Below are 2,379 nucleotides of genomic sequence, written 5' to 3' on the forward strand. Positions count from 1 at the left end.
CCTGTTGGAGCGGTCGCCGGTCGCGCTGACCATGACCTCCTCGAAGGACACGGCGTGGTGGGCCGGCACGAAGACGTCCTCGGCGACCGCGGTGGCGCTGCCGGTGGCGGCGCCGGCCGAGACGTCCCAGTCGTCGACGATCTTGAGGTCGGCCATGGGGACGAGGGCCATGATCTCGCCCTCGGTGCCGTCCGGGTTGCGCACCATCGCGGCGGTGAAGTCCCAGTCGGCTCCCTTGCAGCCGGTGTTGAACTTCCAGGTGCCGTTGAGGAGGTAGCCACCCTCGGTGGGGACGGCGACGCCGGTCGGCGCGAACGCGCTGGAGATCTTGACGGAGCCGGACGCGAAGACCTCCTCCTGGGCCCGGTCGGGGTAGAGCGTCGCCGTCCAGGTGCTCGTCACCCACACCATCGTCACCCAGGCGGCGGCGGGGCAGCCGCGGCCGATCTCGGTGATGACCCGGGCCTGTTCGGCGAGCGGCAGGTCGAGCCCGCCGAACCGGCGCGGCACGGCCATGCGGAACACCCCGGCCTTCTCCAGGAGTTCGATGCTCTCGTCGAGCAGCCAGCCGCGGTCCTCGGCGGCGCGGCCGTTCTCGCGCAGGGTCGGGACGATGCTGTCCACGGCTTCCAGTACGGCTGCCAGGTCGTCGTTCGTGGCCATTCCGGCTCCTCGATTGTGATTCCTACTGCCGGTCGAGAGGCGTGAGAACCCATACGCTCCCCGGCAGTTCAAAACCTTAACGAAGAGCCCGGAGAAATGAGTAAGAGCACACTCATCGCCTGGTCATCACTGCCGTACCTCCGGAAACCGGAGACGATCTGACGCACCATTACCCAGCAATTACCGGACACTGACCGGGAAATGATCGGGCGGTGCCCGCAAAGGCCCGTATGGGAACATCCCAGCATGACTCTTTCATGGCCCGAACTCGTACGGACGGCGGCCGAGGACACGACCTCGGCACTGGAGAAGGGAGCCGATCAGGACTGGCGCGGAAAGGCGGGTGATCTGGACTGGAGCTGTCGTGAGACCCTTTCGCACATCGCGCTCGGGGTGGTGGGGTACGCGGGCCTGCTCATCGCCCGTCCCACCGACCGCTACATCACCCTGTTCTCCTCGATCGACGGTCACGCCCCGGTCCCGGCCGCCCTGGAGGGCATCCGGATCGCGGGCACGCTGCTCGCCGGCACCGTCCGCGACACCCCGCCGGAGGTCCGCGCCTGGCACCCGTACGGCCACTCCGACGCGGCCGGTTTCGCCGCGATGGGTGTACTCGAACTCGTCGTCCACGGATGGGACATCGCGCAGGCGGTAGGCGTGGAGTACACGCCGTCGGACGCCCTGGCGGCGCCCGTGGTCGAGCGGCTCTTCCCCGACGCGCCCGCCGGTCACTCCCCCGCCGAGACTCTGCTGTGGTGCACGGGACGCGCCGCGCTGCCCGGTGTGCCGCGCCGTGGCGCCTGGCGCTGGGACGGCCGGGTGCGCCAGGCCTGAGGCCGCCGCAGGCCCGGGTTCGCCGCGCCCGAGGCCGCTGCCGCCCCTTCCCCGCTGACCGGATCACGTGCCGCCGGGCGACTCGCACACCGTCGCCCGGCGGCACTGTCATGTCGTGCCCCGCCCGCGGGGAGACCACGGCATTACCGCAGCGTGGCTGGAACGTTGAACCCGCCCGAATAGTGTCGGCCACGGAAATGCACGAGCACCCGCACTGCCCGTGCAGCAGCCGCGTGGACGTTCTTTTCCCTGAACTTCCCCTCAAACGTTCCTCCAGCCAAGAAGGCAGGTCGATTTCCGCCATGTCCGAGCTCGTCGCGGAACTGGAAAACCACACCGCCCGTTACGTCGAGGCCGTCAACGCCGGCGACTACGAGACGGTCGAGAAGTTCTACACCGCGGACGCGGTCGCCGTCTGGGAACCGGGCAAGCCGCTCAGCGGTGACGAACGCCGGAAGTACCAGCGTGAATTCCTGGAGGCCGGGCCGCGCATGGCGGCCAAGCCCCGGCAGGTGTTCGTGACCGGCGAGACCGCGCTGATGATCGTCGACTGGACGATCGACATCCCCGGCGCCGACGGCACCAGCGACCACCTGGCCGGTGTCGGGGTCGACGTGCTGACCCGGGGCGAGGACGGGGTGTGGCGCTACGCCATCGACGACCCGTACGGCCAGGCGAGCTGACCGGCACGAGCGCCACGGCACGCAGAACCGAAAACACCTTGGCTCATGAGTGAGATGCCGGCTCCGCATGGCGGGCCCGCACCGAGTACACGGGGGACACACAGCACCATGCACAGCACCGGACCCATCGGCGGGCGGCGGCCGACGCGCCGCACCTTGCTCAAGGCGGCCGGGGCGGCCGCCGTCGCGGTACCCGCCC

3 protein-coding genes are annotated in these 2,379 nt (G+C 69.8%); 2 read left to right on the forward strand and 1 reads right to left on the reverse strand.

Translation table 11 applies throughout. The features are described 5' to 3' along the window. Positions 1-663, reverse strand: a 663-nt coding sequence (locus tag ABZ281_RS46165; RefSeq protein ID WP_356664467.1) for an acyl-CoA dehydrogenase family protein, incomplete at its 3' end; no start/stop codon positions are given. A gap of 246 nt (positions 664-909) precedes the next feature. Between ABZ281_RS46165 and ABZ281_RS46170 the strand changes: the two genes are divergently transcribed. Continuing rightward, a complete protein-coding gene (locus tag ABZ281_RS46170) occupies positions 910-1,497 on the forward strand; it encodes a maleylpyruvate isomerase N-terminal domain-containing protein (protein ID WP_356664469.1) in 588 nt (195 codons plus the stop codon). Between the two features lie 302 nt (positions 1,498-1,799). Next, positions 1,800-2,180, forward strand: coding sequence for a nuclear transport factor 2 family protein (locus ABZ281_RS46175; RefSeq protein WP_356664471.1), 381 nt, complete (start codon positions 1,800-1,802; stop codon positions 2,178-2,180). Positions 2,181-2,379: the final 199 nt, after the last annotated feature.

The sequence above is a fragment of the Streptomyces sp. NPDC006265 genome, assembly GCF_040613555.1.
Taxonomy (GTDB): Bacteria; Actinomycetota; Actinomycetes; order Streptomycetales; family Streptomycetaceae; genus Streptomyces.

Bases quoted from the DNA above. Each gene is read 5' to 3' on its own strand.
- ABZ281_RS46175 (WP_356664471.1), top strand. From the start codon at position 1,800: ATGTCCGAGCTCGTCGCGGAACTGGAAAACCACACCGCCCGTTACGTC.
- ABZ281_RS46170 (WP_356664469.1), top strand. From the start codon at position 910: ATGACTCTTTCATGGCCCGAACTCGTACGGACGGCGGCCGAGGACACG.